The sequence below is a fragment of the Kribbella amoyensis genome (genome assembly GCF_007828865.1).
Classification (GTDB): domain Bacteria; phylum Actinomycetota; class Actinomycetes; order Propionibacteriales; family Kribbellaceae; genus Kribbella; species Kribbella amoyensis.
Genome location: NZ_VIVK01000002.1, coordinates 13,196 through 30,506, shown reverse-complemented (window position 1 = coordinate 30,506; position 17,311 = coordinate 13,196). Strand labels below are relative to the sequence as shown.

Below are 17,311 nucleotides of genomic sequence, written 5' to 3'. Positions count from 1 at the left end.
AGCTCCAGGGGATGGGGACGGACGCGAGGGATCCCCCGCATTACATGCGGTTCCGGCCCGTCCCTGCCATCGATCCGGGTGGCGCAAACTTGACACGACCAATCCGGCCAGCGCTGGGCGGCTTCCCCCGGCTCACAGCCAGCCGCGTTCGCGGGCGTGCCAGCCCAGTTGCAGACGCGAGCGGGAGTTCGTCTGCTCCATCAACAGCTGGACCCGCCGAGCCACCGTGCGCCGGCTGATTCCGAGGCGTGCACCGGCCGCCTCATCGGTCAGGCCGGCCACCAGCAGTGACAGGAGGTGCCGGTCGTCCGCCGACATCGCCGCTTCGGCGGACAGCCCGTCCGAATCGGTCACCGACAGCGGACTCGCCCTGCTCCACACCGTCTCGAACAACGCGACCAGGGCATCCAGGAGGCTGCACGGATGGACCAGCAACGCCGCGTCGTGGGCGGGTGTGGCCCAGTCCAGCGGCAACAACGCAGCCTCCCGGTCCGCGATCGCGAGCTTCGTCGGCAGCGCGTCCGCGATCCGCGCCTGCTCCCCCGCCCGGACGTGGCTGACCGCACTCGCAGCGAGCAGTGGATCGGCCAACGCCGAGTTGTCGTAGACCACCCGGTACTCCACGCCGGCGGCCTGCCGGTCGAGCTGGGTCCGGTTCACCTCGGCGGTCGCCGCGTACGGCGGGGCGACCAGTTCGCGCATCTCCTTGCGGGCGGTCCGCTGGACCCGGTCGAACGCCAGACCGACCGCGGTCTGCCCGGAGACGATCTCGATCAGCTCTTCGGTCCGCCGGTTGCCGGCCTGGTTGTACGCCTCGGCGGTCAGCCGGTACGCCGCCGCCCGGATCCGCTCCAGCTCGTCCTCCTGGCGCTGGAGGAGCCGTTCGACCGCCAACTCGGGTGGGACCGGGACGACCAGTTCGCGCGGCGGCGGGGTCCGGTGCACGAATCCCTCGCTCTGCAGCGCGTCGACGGCCCGCAGCACCTCGTCGACCGGCAGACCGGCCCGGACCGCGAGCTCCTGGACGGACGCCGGGCCCTGGCGGACCAGGGCCAGATACGTGGCCTCGTTCTCGGCCCCCAGCCCGGTGGATCTCAGCATGCGCCGCCCCTGTTTCGAAGGTTCCCGGCCGATCCCCCGGTGCCGACCCGTGGGAAGTCTACGGATCCGCACCCACGGCCGTGACGGCCTTCCGACAGGCGGAACCGGCAGTCGGTACGGTCCGGCCCGACGCGGTGCCGAGGTCTGGGCGGGCCCGGAGGTTAGCCTCAGGGCATGAGTGGATCTCCGTCGCGCGTCTACGTCGCCCGGCTGGCGGGTCTGCCGGTGTACGACCCGAACGGGGACCAGGTCGGCAAGGTCCGCGACGTGGTGGTGATGCTGCGGCAGGGCGACCAGCCGCCCCGTGTTCTCGGGCTGGTGGTGGAGGTGTTCACCCGGCGGCGGATCTTCCTGCCGATGACCCGGGTCACCTCGGTCGACGCCGGTCACGTGATCACCACCGGCCTGGTGAACATGCGCCGCTTCCAGCAGCGGCCGACCGAGATCCTGGTCCTCGGCGAGTTGCTGGACAAGACGGTCGCGATCCGGGAGACCGGGGCGAGCGCGGTGGTGTTCGACCTGGCGATGGAGCAGGTCCGCAACCGGGACTGGGTACTGTCGAAGGTCGCCGTGACCGAAGGCGCGAAACGGTTCCGCCGCCGGGGCCAGTCGCACGTCCTGGACTGGATCGACGTCACCGGGATCGCGCAGACCGAGGAGGGCCAGGGCGCCAAGCACATCCTGGCGGCGTTCGAGACGATGAAGCCGGCCGACCTGGCCGGCGTCCTGCACGAGCTGTCGGCCAAACGGCGCAAGGAGATCGCCGCCGCGCTGGACGACGAACGGCTCGCCGACGTCCTGGAGGAGCTGCCCGAGGACGACCAGGTGGAGATCCTGGCCGGCCTGGACACCGAGCGCGCGGCCGACGTGCTCGAGGAGATGTCCCCGGACGACGCGGCCGACCTCATCGCCGAGCTCCCCACCGACACGGCCGAACGGCTGCTCACGTTGATGGAACCGGACGAGGCCGAGGACGTCCGCCGGCTGCTCACGTACGAGGAACGCACCGCGGGCGGCCTGATGACGTCGGAGCCGGTGATCCTGCCGGCCGACGCGACCGTGGCCGACGCGCTCGCCCATGTCCGCAACGCGGATCTCAGTCCGGCCCTGGCCGCGATGATCTACGTCTGCCGGCCACCGCTGGAGACACCGACCGGACGGTTCATCGGGGTCGGCCACATCCAGCGGCTGCTCCGCGAACCCCCGTCCGCGCTGGTCTCCGGCGTGCTCGACACCGACCTGGACGGGCTGCGGCCGGACGACAGCCTGCAGGCGGTCAGCAAGTACCTCGCCACCTACAACCTGGTGGCGGCCCCCGTGCTCGACGACGAGGGCAGGCTGCTCGGCGCGGTCACGGTCGACGACGTGCTGGACCACCTGCTCCCCGAGGACTGGCGCGAATCCCAACAGCAGGAGGTGGACCGCCGTGCCCCGTGACGACCGCAGTACCGACGAGCGCCGCTGGCTCCGGGCCGCCGACCGCCTCGACATCCCGCGCGAACTGCGCCGCACCATCGTCCGCCGGCCGACGTACGACGCCGACGCCTTCGGCCGGTTGTCCGAGCGCATCGCCCGGTTCCTCGGGACCGGTCAGTTCCTGGTCTGGATGACCGGCACGATCCTGTTCTGGGTCGCCTGGAACATCTTCGCTCCGTCCAGTCTCAGGTTCGACGAGTACCCGTTCATCTTCCTGACCCTCGCGCTCAGCCTGCAGGCCTCGTACGCCGCGCCCTTGATCCTGCTCGCCCAGAACCGCCAGGAAGCCCGCGACCGGGTCCAGTACGAACGAGACCGCGACGTCGACGCCCGGACCCGCGCCGACATGGAGTTCCTGGCCCGCGAAATGGCCTCCCTGCGCATGTCCATCGGCGAAGTGGCCACCCGCGACTTCCTCCGCTCCGAACTCCGCACCCTCCTCAACGAACTGGACCGAGACCGCGAGGACGACCGGGTCTGACTCACCCCGGCTGAAGTTAGGTGTGCCTTGCCGGAGGTAGGTCACAGTGGGCTGTGGTGGGGTGGGTTCGCGACAGCACGTAGCCTGTACGTATGGCTCCCTCTGCTGATCAGGTGACTGCTGCGCTCGGGTCCGTGCTGGATCCGGAGATCAAGAAGCCGATCACCGACCTGGGGATGGTCGAGTCCGTCGTCGTCGGTACCGACGGGGTCGTGACCGTCAAGATCCTGCTGACCGTGGCCGGTTGTCCGATGAAGGACACGCTGCGGCGGGACACCACGGCCGCCGTGAGCAAACTGGACGGCGTGACCGGCGTGCAGGTCGAGCTCGGCGTGATGTCGGCCGAGCAACGGGCGGCGTTGCAGACCCAGTTGCGCGGCGGAGTGGCCGAGAAGGAGATCCCGTTCTCCCGACCGGACTCGCTGACCAAGGTGTTCGCGATCGCGTCCGGCAAGGGCGGCGTCGGCAAGTCGTCGGTGACGGTCAACCTGGCCGTCGCGATGGCGGCGAAGGGGTTGTCGGTCGGCGTCCTGGACGCCGACATCTACGGCCACTCGGTACCGGCGATGCTCGGGGTCGCCGACGAGCGGCCGACCGCGGTGGACGACATGATCATGCCGGTGCCCGCGCACGGCGTGAAGGTGATCTCGATCGGCATGCTGAAGCCCAAGCGCGACCAGGTGGTCGCCTGGCGTGGCCCGATCCTGGACCGCGCGCTGGTGCAGATGCTGGCCGACGTGTACTGGGGCGACCTGGACGTGCTGCTGCTCGACCTGCCGCCGGGTACCGGTGACATCGCGATCTCGGTCGGCCAGCGGCTGACCAGCGCCGAGGTCATCGTGGTGACCACGCCGCAGGAGGCCGCGGCCGAGGTGGCCGAGCGGGCCGGGACGATGGCGCAGATGGTGCACCAGCGGGTCGCGGGCGTGATCGAGAACATGTCCTTCCTGCCCTGCCCGCACTGCGGACCGGAGCACCGGATCGAGATCTTCGGTACCGGCGGTGGCCTGCGCGTCGCGGAGACCCTGTCCGCCCGCCTCGGGTACCCGATCCCCCTGCTCGGCGAGATCCCGCTGGACGAGCGGCTGCGCAGCGGCGGCGACCTCGGCAAGCCGCTCACCGCCGCCGACCCGGAGGCCCAGGCCGCACAGGTCCTCGGCGACATCGCCCAGCGTCTCGGCGGTCGCCCGCGCGGCCTGGTCGGCCGCCAGCTCGGCCTGTCCCCGGCCGGCCGCTGACCTTCACCGCGTAAACCAGTACCAGGGGTACGCTGCGGCGTGCCCGTACCCGAGCAGCCCCCGGTCCTTGCCGACGGCGTCGTCACGCTGCGGGCGCCCGAGCCGCGCGATCTGACCGGAGCACTCGAGCGTGCCGCCGAATCCGGGGCGTACACCGCCGCCGACATCGAACGCTGGATGGCGTACGGCATCCGCGACGCCTGGCAGGCACGGACCCGGCTGGTTTTCGTCATCGAGTACCAGGGCCGGTACGCCGGGACGGTCAGCCTCGCCCCGGATCCGCACGGCAACGCGTCCGTGCACTACGGGCTCGCCCGCTGGGCCCAGGGTGCCGGGGTCGCGGCTCGCGCGGTCCGGTTGATCCTCGACTTCGGCTTCGGGACCTGCGGGTTCCACGTCGTGACCTGGTGGGCCCGAGTCGGCAATTGGGCATCCCGCCGCGTCGCCTGGGCCACCGGGTTCCACCTCGGTGAGACGATTCCGGCGTACGCCGAGGACGGGGGCACCGTGGTCGACGCCTGGACGGGCTGGACCGGGCCGGACGACGAGCGGAGGCCGCGCGGTGCGTGGTTCGACGTGCCGGTGCTGGAGGCGGAGCGGATCCGGTTGCGGACCTGGCGCGACGACGAGCTCGACCGCATCACCACGGCCCGGACGAACCAGGCGACGGCGCATTTCCTGCCGTTCATCCCGCAGCCGTTCACCGTGGAGGACGCGCGGTTCTGGTTGCGCGACATGGCCGAGCAGGCGGCCGCCGGGAAGCGGTTCAACTGGTGCGTCGCCGACCGCGCGACCGATGTTGCCCTGGGCAACGTGACGCTGTTCGGCCTGCACCCGGACGAGATCGGCGACGGCGAACTCGGGTACTGGGCCCACCCCGACGCCCAGGGCCGCGGCGCGATCACCGACGCGATCAAGCGCATCGCCGAGTGGTACTTCGCGACCCCGGACGCCGGCGGCTTCGGCGGGAAGAAGCTGCTCATCCGCACCGCGGCGACGAACCAGGCCGCACGACGAGTCGCAGAACGCAGCGGATTCCAGCACGTCGGCACCGAGCGCGCCGCGTTCCCCTTGCTCGGCGGAAAGCTCGATGACCGTGTCGTGTACGACCTCCTGCCGACCGACCGATCAGCCTGACCCGTGCAGAAGTCGGCCCGTTCATCGCCTAGAGTGATCGCGGCATCACACGATTCGGAGGACCGCCGGTGACCGCAGAGGACCAGCAGCAGCCCGCCGCGAACCGCGTGGCCGGAATCGACGCCACCAAGCCGAGCATCGCCCGCACGTACGACTACCTCCTCGGCGGCAAGGACAACTTCGCCGTCGACCGGGCCCTGGGCGACAAGTTCATCAACGATCTGCCCGGCTCCCCGGCGATCGCGCACACCAACCGCGGTGTCCTGATCCGCGCGGTCAGCGAACTCGTCGTGACCGCGGGCATCCGCCAGTTCATCGATCTCGGCAGCGGCCTCCCGACCGCCGACAACGTCCACCAGGTCGCCCAACGCCACCAGCCCGACGCGAGGGTGGTCTACGTCGACAACGACCCGGTCGTCCTGGCGCACGGCCGGGCGCTGCTGGAGGACAACGAGAACACCACGGTCTTCCGAGCCGACCTGCGCGATTCGGAAGCGATCTTCGCGAGCCCGGCGACCCGCGAGCTGATCGACTTCGACCAGCCGGTCGCGGTGATCTTCAGCGCGATCCTGCACCACATCAACGACGACGAGAACCCGGCCGACCTGGTGAAGTTCTGGGTGGATCGCATCGTGCCCGAGAGCTACGTGTTCATCAGCCACTTTCGGAGCGAGGACGACCCGCGAAGCGCCCAGATGCAGGAACTGCTGCAGGGTTCCCTCGGACGCGGTCGCTGGCGGACCGACGAGGAGATCCTGGCGCTGTTCGGGGATCGGGTCGAGGTACTGCCGCCAGGGCTGGTGCCGGCGAAGGAGTGGCGCCCGACCGAACCGGTGGACGAGCTGACGGACTGGGAACGCCTGATCGCGGCAGCAGTTGCGGTGAAGGTCTGAGGCCGGTCACCCACCACTCACCAACTCGGGCTGACACCCTAACGAACGCCTTGAACGAGCGTGCGCCCATCACTCACCAGCGGGTGTGACACGCGTTGGTGAGTGATGGGGGTCCGCGTCAGCTGTCTTTAGCCGGCCACGGTGCGTCGGCCGGCCGGAGCGCGTCGAAGCCGTCGCCGTTCAGTGCCGTCCAGGCCGCCAGCGAACCCATCACCAGCACCGGGTTGTGGAGATCGCCCGCGAGCGCCGCCCTGACCACGTCTTCCAGCGGCGCCCAGACCGTTTCCATGTCGGCTTCTTCGTGCAGGCGGTCGTACGTCTCGTCCGCCACCGACAGGTCACGGGCCAGGAAGATGCGGACCGCTTCGTTCGTCAGACCCGGTGACGTGAACGCGTCGACCAGGACTCGCCAGTCGGTCGCCTTGGTGGCCGCTTCTTCCCACAGTTCGCGCTCGGCGCCGATCCGGTACGCCTCGCCCTGGACGTCGAGGAGGCCCGCGGGTGGTTCGAGGAGGCGGTAGCCGACCGGATGGCGGTACTGGCGGACCAGCAACATCCGGTGCTGCTGGTCGAGGGCCACCACGCCGACGGCGCCCGGGTGGACGACGACGTCGCGGACGAAGGGCTCGCCGCCGACCGGCGGAATGATCTCGTCCCGACGGATCGAGATCACCCGGCCGGTGCGGTGGACGATCTCGGAGCCGCCGACCGGCCAGGACTCGCGTTCGTCGGCGAGTCCCGCGCCGAGGCGGAGTTCCGGGTGATCCGTCATCGAGTCTTGGCCTTGCCGGCGCCGGCCTTCACCGACTCCTTGCCGGCTGTCGACGCCGAGCCCGCGGCACCCGATCCAGCCGCCGCCGATCCAGAAGAACCAGCAGAAGCACCCTCCGACGAGGCCTTCGAGGTAGGTACGTCCTCGACCGGCAGCCGGGTCTCACGCTGACGATCCACGGCCGCCGCGATCAGGCCGGAGAACAGCGGGTGCGGCTTGGTCGGCCGGGACCGCAGTTCGGGATGTGCCTGGGTGGCGACGAAGTACGGGTGCCGGCTGCGGTCCAGCTCGATGAACTCGACCAGCTCGTTGTCCGGCGACAGCCCGCTGAACACCAGGCCGGCGGTCTCCAGCTTGTCCCGGTACGCGTTGTTCACCTCGTACCGGTGCCGGTGCCGCTCCTGGACCGACGGGGCGTCGTACAGGTCGCGGACGATCGAGCCGTCGGCCAGGTTCGCCGGGTACAGGCCGAGCCGCATCGTGCCGCCCAGGTCGCCGGACCCGGAGACGATGTGCTTCTGCTCCTCCATCGTCGCGATCACCGGCTGGTCGGCGTCCGGGTCGAACTCGCTGGAGTTCGCGTCCACCAGGCCGGCCAGGTTCCGGGCGACCTCGATCACCATGCACTGCAGGCCGAGGCAGAGCCCGAGGATCGGGATGCCCGCCTCCCGGGCGAACTTGATCGCGCCGATCTTGCCCTCGATCCCACGGACCCCGAATCCGCCGGGGATGCAGACCGCGTCCACGTCGCCGAGCAGCTTCGCGGCCGCCTCGGGGGTGGCGCACTCGTCGGAGGCGATCCAGCGCAGGTTGACCCGGGCGTCGTTGTCGAAGCCGCCGGCCCGCAGCGCCTCGGCGACGGACAGGTACGCGTCCGGCAGGTCGATGTACTTCCCGACCAGGCCGACCGTGACCTCGTCCTTCGGGTGGTGGACGACGCGCAACAGCTCGTCCCAGCGGGTCCAGTCGACGTCGCGGAACGGCAGGTTCAGCCGGCGCACGACGTACGCGTCCAGGCCCTCGGCATGCACGACCTTGGGGATGTCGTAGATGCTCGGCGCGTCGACGGCGGCCACCACGGCCTCGACGTCCACGTCGCACATCAGCGAGATCTTGCGCTTCACGTTGTCCGGGATCGGCCGGTCGGCCCGGCAGACGATCGCGTCCGGCTGGATACCGATCGAGCGTAGCGCCGCGACGGAGTGCTGGGTCGGCTTGGTCTTCAGCTCACCGCTCGGCCCCATGTACGGCACCAGCGAGATGTGCAGGAAGAACACGTTGTCCCGGCCGACGTCGTGCCGGACCTGCCGGGCCGCCTCGAGGAACGGCAGCGACTCGATGTCGCCGACGGTGCCGCCGATCTCGTGCAGGACGACGTCGACGTCCGGGCCGGCCATCGCCAGCATCCGGTCCTTGATCTCGTTGGTGATGTGCGGGATGACCTGGACGGTGTCGCCGAGGTACTCCCCGCGCCGCTCCTTGGCGATCACCGAGGAGTAGATCTGCCCGGTGGTGACGTTGGCGACCTGGGAGAGGTCGCGGTCGAGGAAGCGTTCGTAGTGACCGATGTCCAGGTCGGTCTCGGCGCCGTCGTTGGTGACGAACACCTCGCCGTGCTGGAACGGGTTCATCGTGCCTGGATCGACGTTCAGATACGGATCCAGCTTCTGCATGGTGACCCTGATGCCCCGTGCCGTCAGCAGACTGCCGAGGCTCGACGCCGTCAGCCCCTTACCGAGACTGGACGCCACACCACCGGTGACGAATACGTGCTTGGTCCGCTGGGAATTCAAAGCCCTGTCCACGGGCCTCCAGCCTACCTGCTGTCAAGCACCGGTCGCGACGAGACCCGCGTAGATGTCGAGCAGATTCTTCGCGACCGCGTCCTCGTCCGGCCATCCGGCGGCCAACTGCAGGCCTTCTGTCCGGAGTGCGGACGCGACGGTCGGTTCGGCCAGCACCCGGCGTACCGAGTCCGCGAGGCCGGCCACGTCGCCCGGGAAGGCGAGCAGCGCGCTGTCGCCGACGAGCTCGGGGATCCCGCCGACTGCGGTCGCCACCACCGGCAGACCGACCTGCATCGCCTCCTGGACGACCAGCGCCCGCGCCTCCCAGTGCGACGTGAGCAGAAACACGTCCGCAGCGCCCATCAGGTCGGCCACGTCGCCGCGTTGCCCGAGCAGGCGGACCGGGAGCCCTTCGGTGTCGATCCGCGCCTGCAGGGAGTCCTGCAGCGGCCCGTACCCCGCGACCGCGAACACCACGTCCGGGTTCGTCCGCTGCACCTCAGCCGCAACGGACAGGAGCGTCGGGTAGTCCTTCTGCGGAGCCAGCCGCCCCACCGCGATCACCAGCGGCGCGTCCCCGATCCCGAGGGCCTCTCGCGTCTCCGCGGACGGCGTACGCACCTCCGGTACCGCGGGAGCCGCGACAGGGGCGAGGCGAGCCTGCCGCGCACCGAGGGACCGTGCGAGCTCCACCAGGTCGGACGACGCCCCCAGCGTGAGGTCGGCACCACGGGCCACGACGCGCTGGCCGAGTCGCATCAGCAGGCCCCGTGGACCGGACATGAGCACCGCGTTGTGCCAGGTGACTACGAGCGGGCGCAGATGGGACCGATCCCGCAGCGCCGACATCCCCGCCTTGTACCCGTGCGCGTGGATGACGTCGCAGCCACGCAGCCCGATCGCCTGCTCCACCACGCTCGCCGCACCGAAGTCGAAGTGCGCCGCGGTACCCCGGGGAGCACAGACCACCACCTCGTGCCCCGCGTCCACGTACCGCGGGACCAGGGACGCCACGTGCTGCCCGATCCCACCACGGGACTCCGCGAGCAGCAGGCCGATCCTCATCGCTTCTCCTCCACGTCGGCCGGGACACCTCTGCGGAGCAACGCCCGCGCGTCCGGTCGGTCCAGGGCGACCACCACCCCGGCGTACACGATCACCACAGCCAAGCCGGAAAGCACCGCAAACACCAGGCCACTCCCCCAACTCCCGTCGCCCGCAGGGATCGACACAAGCCACCCTGTGGCCCCAGCGAGCACGGCACCGACCAGGGACGCCACCGTGGCTCGCGGTAGCCCGTGCAGCACACCGGGCCCGGCAGCGCGCCGCAGAACGACGAGGAGGACCACAGCACCCGCCACCATGCCGAGCGACATCGCAGCCGCCAACGAGAACACAACTCCGCCGCCGTCCCACTTCAGCGTCAGCAGGAACCCGGACCCGGCCACGAGCAACCACGCTCCACCCGTGACCGCAGCGACCCGCCGACCAGCGTGCCGCGCATACAGGATCCGCCCCACGTGCATGAGTACCGCGAACCCGAGCAGCGCCGGCGCGAACGCGAACAACCCGTCGATCAACGAGGACGCCTGCGTCTCCTGCACCCGCCCGTCGTCGTACGCGAACACGCGAGCCACCGGCACCGCAGTACCAATCAACAGGGCTGCCCCGACTCCACCGGCAAGCATCACCGCCCGCGTGGACGTGGACGCGTACAGGTCGAACGCAGCCTCGTCCCCCGCGTCGTACGCCGAGGCGAGCCGCGGGAAGACCGCGGTCGTGATCGGCACGGCCAGTACCGCGTACGGCAGCACGTACACCGCGTTCGCCCACGTATAGACCGCGATGCTCCCCGGGATGCCCCGGTGGTTCGCCAGGTACGTCGCAGCCAGCAACGCGATCTGCTGCGCGATCAGTACGGCGAGACCGGCGAACGCGAGTCGGCGCAACACCGGACCGACCCCTGGATCCAGCCGCAGCGTCGGCCGGATCGGGATCCGCAACGTCAGCATCGGGATCAGCACCGTCAACGCCAGCGCGAGCACGCCGGCCGTCGTCCCCCAGGCCAGCAGGTCGTTCGCGGACCGGGACGCCTCGTCCGCCCGCGGCGCCTGGGTCGCGAACACCAGGTACGTCGCGACGACGACCAGACTGGACACCAACGGCGCCAACGCCCCTGCCCCGAACCGGTGGTGCGACTGCAGGACCGCGGTCGCGATCACGGCCACCGCGTACCCGAAGATCTGCGGCACGAAGATCACCAGCATCCGCGTCGCGATCGCCGCGGAGCCACCGCAGTCGGCCCCGGCGTCGAGCATCGCGGACGTGTAGCGCGACGCGAGAACCCAAGCCAGCAAGGCGAACGGGGCCAGCAGCACGAACGACCAGGTCAGCAGCGCACCGATGATCCGGCCCTGCGCGGCCCGATCACCTCGGGACACCGGCCCGGCCAGGACCGGGATCACGGCGCCCGCCAGCGCACCGCCGACGACCACCTCGAACATGACGTTCGGGAGCTGGTTCGCGGTCGCGTACGCCTCGGCCAGACAGCCCGCGCCGACCGTCTTGGAGAAGACCAGCCAGCGCCCGAACCCGACCACGCGGGCCAGGACGGTGATCCCGGCGACGAGCAACGCCGCCCGGGCGATCCGCCCTCCTGCGCTCACGGCGCCGTCACCTCGAACAGTGCCGAGCCCCTCACCGGGGGCGCCGGCCCCATTGGTCGACCTTGTCCAGCGCCGGGGTGTTCGCGATCACCTTGGTGAAGCTGACCTTCTCGCTCGCCAGGTTCAGCGCGACGACCGCGCCGAGCGCGAGGACCTTCAGCGGCCGCGGCAGCGACGCGGCGAGCGCCGTACCGGTGATCGCGCCGAGGCCGTTCGCACCGCAGTCACCAAGCATCGACCGCTCCCCCAGGTCCGACGGTGCCGCAGCAGCCGCGGCACCGACCACGGCAGCGGCGGGACCGCTCCCGGCCAGGGCCACCGGAGCGGTCACCGCGGTGACGGCCTTGAGCGCGCGACCAGGACGCAGGTCGAGCAGGTTGGCGAGGTTCGCGGTGCCGGCGATCAGGGCGCCGTCGGCAACGATCTCCGCGACCGCGCCGACGCCCTTGGACCGGCGCGGCAACAGGGCCGCGGCGGCGAGTCCGGCCGCACCGACCCCCAGGATCTTGACCGCGCCGCTGGTCACCTCGCCCCGCTTCAACGCGGAGAGGTGGCCGCGGAACCCCTTGGTTTCAGTGGCTCCCGCGAGATCGTCGTACGCGCCGACCGCACCCGACACCGAGCCGGCCAGCAACGCGGCGGCCTTCACCTTGCCGTTCGCGCCACTGGCGGCGACGCCCGCCAACGCACCGAGGACGGCGACCGGGCCCTCCAGCAGGGTGACGGTCTCGCCGCGGTGGTTGAGGCGTTCGAAGGGCTCGCGGTTCTCCTTCGGCAGCTTCGCCGCGGCACGCTCGAGCCCCGCGGTGGCAGCAGCAGCCACCACCGCGCCCAGAAACCCCATCAGTTCTCCTTCGCCTGGACCGCGGACGGGGCGACACCGTTCTTGGCGTCGACACCGCCGTACTGTCCGGCCTTGCCACCCGCCTGCTCGACCAGGGCGAAGACGACCGTCGCCTGCCCGGACGGCATGTTCGCCACGTCCACCGAGGAAACGATCTTGGTGGCTTCGGAGTCACTGCGCAACGTCTTGAGCATGCCGCCGTTCTGCGCGCTCTCCGGCATCCCGGCGACCACGACACCGGCGCTGCCCTGGTCCAGGCCCTCGGCGAAGTCGACCGCGTCGTCGTACGTCGCGTTGTCCGGAGCCGGCGTCGGCGGCACCCCGGCCACCACGACGACCAGGCTGGCCCGGTCCTTCGGCGTCGGCTTCAGGGCCAGCAGCTTCGACCCGGTCAGGCCGCTGAGGATCTTGGTGGACTCGCCGTCGACCGGCTTGCCCTCGTCCGGCGCGACGATGCCGCGGGCCAGGATCAGGCCGGCCCGCTGGTAGGTGTTGCTGTCGGCCGGGAAGGTGATGTCGGCGGTGACGAGCTCGTTCACCAGCGGCTCGACCAGCTGGCGCTGCCCCGGGTCGAACAGCTTGCTGTCCAGCGAGACCCGGGTGGTGACCTGCCCGCCGGCCTTCTCCACCGAGTCCGCGAGCGCGTTCGTCATGTCGTTGTCGGCGTTCGGCATGGTCACCACGGCGACCTTCTTGTTCGCCAGCTTGCCGTCGGTCAGCCCGGCGGTCACCTTGGCCACGTAGTCGTCGCGGTACTTGTCCAGCGCCTTGGCCTGGATCAGCTGGGCCCGGGCGTCCTCCAGGGCCGCGCGGTCCTTGTTCGCCTGGCTCTGGATCACCTCGCTGCCGGTGCCCTTCAACGGGCCGGCGCCCAGCACCACGCCGGCGCCGAGGGCGAAGAAGATCGCCACGATCGAGACGATGTGGTAGCGAAAGTCGATCACGTGAACAGCTCCCGGATCCAGTAGACGAGGTCGTTCCAGCGCGCCCGCAGGATCGACCAGAGCACGTCGTCGGCTCCGGCGGCGACCATCGCCACCCCGAGCGCGAACAGGCCGGCCACGATCAACGCGACCACCTGGGTGGTGGAGACGCGGCTGCGGTACAACCGGCCCACCCCCTTGGCATCCACCAGCTTGGCACCGACGCGCAAGCGGGTGATGAAGGTGCTGGCCATCCCGGAGCGGCCCTTGTCGAGGAACTCCACCAGCGAGTTGTGGGTGCCGACCGCGACGATCAGCGAGGCGCCCTTGGAATCGGCCAGCAGCATCGCGACGTCCTCGCTGGTGCCGGTGGCCGGGAACTCGATCGAGTCGACGCCGAGCCGCTCCAGCCGCTCCGAGCCGGGCGCGCGGCCGTCGCGGTACGCGTGCACGACGGCCTCCGCGCCGCACTTCAGCGTGTCGTCACTGACCGAGTCCATGTCGCCGACGATGAGATCGGGGACGTACCCGTTCTCGACCAGCGCGTCCGCGCCGCCGTCGACCCCGATCAGCACCGGCCGGTACTCGCGGATGTACGGGCGCAGCGCGACCAGGTCCTCGCGGTAGTCGTACCCGCGGACCACGATCAGGACGTGCCGGCCCTCCATCGGGGTGTGGATGCTCGGAATGCCGACGCCGTCGAGCAGCAGGTCGCGTTCGCGGCGGAGGTACTCCAGCGTGTTGGCGGTGAACGCCTCCAGCTGGGTGGACAGCCCGGCGCGGGCGTCGTCCATCAGCTCCGCCACCGTCTGGCTGTCCTGCGAGACGCCCTTCGCGACCACCTCCTCGCCGCGGTACAGGGTGCCGTCGTGCAGCCGGACCCGCTCGCCCTCGTGCAGGGTCGAGAAGACCTCACGGCCGACCCCGTCGACCAGCGGGATGCCGGCCTCGACCAGGATCTCCGGGCCGAGGTTCGGGTACCGGCCGCTGATCGAGTCGGCGACGTTCAGGACGGCGGCGACCCGGCAGTCCACCAGCGCCTCGGCACTGACCCGGTCCAGGTCCACGTGGTCGATGACGGCGATCTCGCCGGGCTTCAGTCGCTTGGTGAGGTTTTTGGTACGGCGGTCCAGCCGGACCACCCCGGCGATCCCGGGCAGTTCAGTAGGGCGTGCTTTGCGCAGGCTGGGCAGTTTCATCGCGCTCTCATCCTGCCATGTCAAGAGCCCTCGACCGGCCAATTTCGGGCCGCCGAGGACAATCACCGTCCGGAACTCCGGTGACTGTGCGTCAAATCATTCTTTTGAACGAGGGCCGGGTTGCGTGCTCAGCGCTTCTTCTTGGCCGGTTTCCGGCGGCGTTCCGCGGCCAGCGCGAGCAGCTCCTCGGCGTGGGCCTGGGCCGCGTCGGAGTTCTCCAGGCCGGCCATCATCCGGGACAGTTCCTTCAGCCGGGCGTCGTCGTCCAGGGCGACCAGGCCGCTGGTCGTCACCGAGCCGTCGTCGCTCTTCAGCACGACCGCGTGACGGTCCGCGAACGCGGCCACCTGCGGCAGGTGCGTCACCACGATCACCTGGGCCTTCTCGGCCAGCCGGGCCAGCCGCTTGCCGACCTCGACCGCGGCCCGGCCACCGATCCCGGCGTCGATCTCGTCGAAAACGAGCGTCGGCACCTTGTGCGTGTCGGACAGGATCACCTCGAGGGCGAGCATCACCCGGGAGAGCTCACCCCCGGACGCCGCCTTCTGCAGCGGACGCGCCGGGCTGCCCGGGTTCGCCGCGAAGCAGAACTCCACCTCGTCGATGCCGAACGGCCCGGGCGTGGTCTCGTGCACCTCGACGGTCAGCGTCGCGTGCGGCATCGCGAGGCCGGTCAGCTCCTTGGAGACCGCGACCCCGAGCCGCTCGCCCGCTTCCTGCCGCGCGGCCCGCATCTGCTGACCGAGATCGGCGAGCCGCGCCCGCAACTCGGCCAGCTCGGCGTTCAGGAGCTCGACCCGCTCGTCGCTGCCGTCCAGGTCGGCCAACCGGACCGCGGAGCGCTTGCCCCAGTCGAGCACCTCGTCCACGGTGCCCTCGTCGCCGCCGTACTTGCGGACCAGGTTCGTCAGGACGGCGCGGCGTTCGCTCACCACGGCCAGCCGGGCGGGATCGGTGTCCACGTCCGCGGCGTACGACGACAGCTCGCCGGCCAGGTCGGCGGCCAGGTACCCGAGTTCGCTGGTCCGGTCGGCCAGTTCGGCGAGCTTCTGGTCGTGCTCGCGTTCGCCGTCGAGGGCCTGCTTGGCCAGGGCGAGCAGGCCGAGCACGTCGCCGGGACGGGTGGCCTCGAGGTCCTCGGCAGCCAGGGCGCCGGCCGCCGTCGTGGCCGCGGTGCGCAGGCCGTCGGCGTACGCGAGCCGATCCTCCTCGGCGGCCAGCTCGGTGTCCTCACCCGGCAACGGTTCGAGCTTGGCGATCTCGTCGAGCCCGAAGCGGAGCAGGTCCGCCTCGGCCAGCCGATCGCGCTGCCGCGTGGTCAGCTCGGTCAGCTCCGCCTCGACGTCACGGTGCCGCTTGTACGCCGCGGCGTACTCGTCCAGCGGACCGAGCACCTTCTTGCCCGCGAACGTGTCCAGCGTCTCCCGCTGCCGGGCCGGCTGCAGCAGCCGCCACTGGTCGGCCTGGCCGTGGATCGCGACCAGGTCGCCGGAGACGTCGCCGAGCACCGAGACCGGCACGGACGCGCCGCCCAGGAACGCCCTGGACCGGCCCTCCGACGACAGCTCGCGGGCGATCAGCAGTTCGTCGTCGTCCAGCTCGCCGCCGCGCTCCTCGGTCTGCCGCAGGATCGACTTCGGCAACGCGCTGGCCCGGCCCTCGACCCGGGCGCGGCGGGTGCCGTGCCGGACCAGGCCGCTGTCCGCGCGACCGCCGAGCAGCATGTTCACCCCGGTGACGACCATCGTCTTGCCGGCCCCGGTCTCACCGGTGACCGCGGTGAAGCCCGGATCGAGGTCGAGGGTGGCGTCCTCGATCACGCCCAGTCCGGTGATGCGGATCTCCGAGAGCATGCCTACGACTCCTCTTTGGCGCTTCGGTTGCGCTTGCGCTCGGCGGCGCCCCGCCAGCCGAGCACCGGCAGGTCGAACTTGGCGACCAGCCGGTCGGTGAAGGACGACTCGTGCGCCCGGGCCAGCCGGACCGGGGTCCGGCCGCGGCGGACCTGGATCCGCGCGCCCGGCGGTACCTCCACCATCCGGCGGCCGTCGCACCACAGCACCCCGCGCCCGTGCCAGGCGGCGACCAGCTCGACCGACAGCTGGGACGTCGGCGCCACCACGATCGGCCGGGAGAACAACGCGTGCGCGCTCAACGGCACCAGCAGGATCGCCTCCACCTCGGGCCAGACGATCGGCCCGCCGCCGGAGAACGCGTACGCCGTACTGCCGGTCGGCGTGGCGACCACGACCCCGTCGCAGCCCCAGCGGGACAACGGGCGGCCGTCGACCCCGACCATCACCTCGAGCATCCGCTCCCGGGCGGCCTTCTCGACGCTCGCCTCGTTCAGCGCCCAGGTCTGGAAGATCGGCTCGTCGTCGACGAACACGTCGACCGCGAGCGTCATCCGCTCCTCGACCGTGTAGCTGCGGTCGACCACCACCTCGACGATCCGCTCCAGGTCGTCCACCTCGGCCTCGGCCAGGAAGCCGACATGGCCGAGATTGACGCCGAGCACCGGCGTGCCGTGCGGCCGGGCCAGTTCGGCGGCGCGCAGGATCGAGCCGTCACCGCCGAGCACGATGATCAGCTCGACGTCCAGCGCCGCCTTGTCCGGGTCGTCGGCGATCTCGACCGGGTCCAGCGCGAGCGCGTCGGCCTCCTCGCCGAGGAGCCGGACCAGCAGACCGGCCGCCGTCAGCAGCCGGTGCGCGGCCCGGGCGACCTCGACCGCCTCGTCCCGCCCGGTGTGCGTGACCAGCAGCACCCGCCGCGGCTCGGACTCAACCACTCC

At 70.9% G+C, this 17,311-nt stretch carries 15 protein-coding genes; 5 read left to right on the top strand and 10 right to left on the bottom strand.

The window, feature by feature from the left end; all coding sequences use genetic code 11:
* Window positions 1-132: 132 nt before the first annotated feature.
* Window positions 133-1,101: a helix-turn-helix domain-containing protein gene (locus FB561_RS30420; RefSeq protein ID WP_145813499.1), complete on the bottom strand. Its 969-nt coding sequence runs from the start codon at window positions 1,099-1,101 to the stop codon at window positions 133-135.
* A gap of 174 nt (window positions 1,102-1,275) precedes the next feature.
* Between FB561_RS30420 and FB561_RS30415 the strand changes: the two genes are divergently transcribed.
* The 5 genes from FB561_RS30415 (at window position 1,276) to FB561_RS30395 (ending at window position 6,326) form a co-directional block, all read left to right on the top strand.
* Entirely contained in the window at window positions 1,276-2,538 is a 1,263-nt protein-coding gene (locus FB561_RS30415) for a magnesium transporter MgtE N-terminal domain-containing protein (protein WP_145813498.1), read from the top strand.
* Complete coding sequence (locus FB561_RS30410; RefSeq protein WP_145813497.1) at window positions 2,528-3,058, top strand: DUF1003 domain-containing protein; 531 nt, start codon at window positions 2,528-2,530, stop codon at window positions 3,056-3,058. The genes FB561_RS30415 and FB561_RS30410 overlap by 11 nt, the downstream gene beginning before the upstream one ends.
* Before the next feature lie 92 nt (window positions 3,059-3,150).
* Window positions 3,151-4,296, top strand: coding sequence for an Mrp/NBP35 family ATP-binding protein (locus tag FB561_RS30405; protein ID WP_145813496.1), 1,146 nt, complete (start codon window positions 3,151-3,153; stop codon window positions 4,294-4,296).
* A gap of 39 nt (window positions 4,297-4,335) precedes the next feature.
* A complete protein-coding gene (locus FB561_RS30400; RefSeq protein ID WP_145813495.1) occupies window positions 4,336-5,433 on the top strand; it encodes a GNAT family N-acetyltransferase in 1,098 nt (365 codons plus the stop codon).
* 68 nt (window positions 5,434-5,501) lie between these two features.
* Window positions 5,502-6,326: an SAM-dependent methyltransferase gene (locus FB561_RS30395; RefSeq protein ID WP_170284895.1), complete on the top strand. Its 825-nt coding sequence runs from the start codon at window positions 5,502-5,504 to the stop codon at window positions 6,324-6,326.
* A 118-nt stretch (window positions 6,327-6,444) separates the two neighbouring features.
* Here the strand turns inward: FB561_RS30395 and FB561_RS30390 are convergent, their stop codons facing one another.
* The 9 genes from FB561_RS30390 to FB561_RS30350 form a co-directional block, all read right to left on the bottom strand.
* Entirely contained in the window at window positions 6,445-7,098 is a 654-nt protein-coding gene (locus FB561_RS30390; RefSeq protein ID WP_145813494.1) for an NUDIX domain-containing protein, read from the bottom strand.
* Window positions 7,095-8,903, bottom strand: coding sequence for a CTP synthase (locus tag FB561_RS30385; protein WP_145813493.1), 1,809 nt, complete (start codon window positions 8,901-8,903; stop codon window positions 7,095-7,097). The genes FB561_RS30390 and FB561_RS30385 overlap by 4 nt, the downstream gene beginning before the upstream one ends.
* Window positions 8,904-8,924: 21 nt before the next feature.
* A complete protein-coding gene (locus tag FB561_RS30380) occupies window positions 8,925-9,950 on the bottom strand; it encodes a glycosyltransferase family 4 protein (RefSeq protein WP_145813492.1) in 1,026 nt (341 codons plus the stop codon).
* Window positions 9,947-11,551: a murein biosynthesis integral membrane protein MurJ gene (murJ, locus tag FB561_RS30375; RefSeq protein WP_145813491.1), complete on the bottom strand. Its 1,605-nt coding sequence runs from the start codon at window positions 11,549-11,551 to the stop codon at window positions 9,947-9,949. Before murJ ends, FB561_RS30380 begins: the two co-directional genes overlap by 4 nt.
* A gap of 31 nt (window positions 11,552-11,582) precedes the next feature.
* Window positions 11,583-12,395, bottom strand: a complete 813-nt coding sequence (locus tag FB561_RS30370; RefSeq protein ID WP_145813490.1) for a hypothetical protein — start codon at window positions 12,393-12,395, stop codon at window positions 11,583-11,585.
* Window positions 12,395-13,339 carry a copper transporter gene (locus FB561_RS30365; RefSeq protein ID WP_145813489.1) on the bottom strand — a complete coding sequence of 315 codons (945 nt, stop codon included), beginning with the start codon at window positions 13,337-13,339 and terminating at the stop codon, window positions 12,395-12,397. Before FB561_RS30365 ends, FB561_RS30370 begins: the two co-directional genes overlap by 1 nt.
* On the bottom strand, window positions 13,336-14,517 hold the full coding sequence (gene steA / locus FB561_RS30360) for a putative cytokinetic ring protein SteA (RefSeq protein WP_145813488.1): 1,182 nt from the start codon (window positions 14,515-14,517) through the stop codon (window positions 13,336-13,338). Before steA ends, FB561_RS30365 begins: the two co-directional genes overlap by 4 nt.
* A gap of 128 nt (window positions 14,518-14,645) precedes the next feature.
* Window positions 14,646-16,370 carry a DNA repair protein RecN gene (recN, locus tag FB561_RS30355; RefSeq protein ID WP_145813487.1) on the bottom strand — a complete coding sequence of 575 codons (1,725 nt, stop codon included), beginning with the start codon at window positions 16,368-16,370 and terminating at the stop codon, window positions 14,646-14,648.
* A gap of 2 nt (window positions 16,371-16,372) precedes the next feature.
* Complete coding sequence (locus FB561_RS30350; RefSeq protein ID WP_145813486.1) at window positions 16,373-17,308, bottom strand: NAD kinase; 936 nt, start codon at window positions 17,306-17,308, stop codon at window positions 16,373-16,375.
* Window positions 17,309-17,311 lie beyond the last annotated feature (3 nt).